Origin of the sequence: Rhodoplanes sp. P11 (genome assembly GCF_964266735.1) — a bacterium.
Classification (GTDB): Bacteria; Pseudomonadota; Alphaproteobacteria; order Rhizobiales; family Xanthobacteraceae; genus Rhodoplanes; species Rhodoplanes serenus.
In genome coordinates this window covers 1-255 of the sequence record NZ_CAXWGY010000011.1, presented here as the reverse complement: position 1 = coordinate 255, position 255 = coordinate 1, and the positions used below count along the sequence as shown (strand labels likewise).

Here is a 255-nt window from a genome sequence, read left to right as displayed (position 1 = left end):
CACCGAGATGATCGCCATGGAGAAGACCAGGCTCAAGCAGACGCTCGAGCCACTTCTGATCGAGAGCCACCGTGCCACCATCGCCGAACTCGCCGCGCAGTGCGAGCGAATCGAGGCCGAACTCGCTTGCCGGATCGCCGCCGACGCCGAGCTCGTCCGAGTCTCCCGCATCCTCACATCGATCCCGGGGATCGGCACCCGCATCGCCACCGTGCTGGTCACCGACCTGCCCGAACTCGGCCACCGCGACCGCAA

The 255-nt window shown here is 67.1% G+C and carries 1 pseudogene; it reads left to right on the top strand.

Annotation, left to right across the window (positions count from 1 at the left end):
- Positions 1 to 255 (top strand): annotated as a pseudogene (locus ACFQUV_RS09275) (IS110 family transposase); the annotation flags it as partial.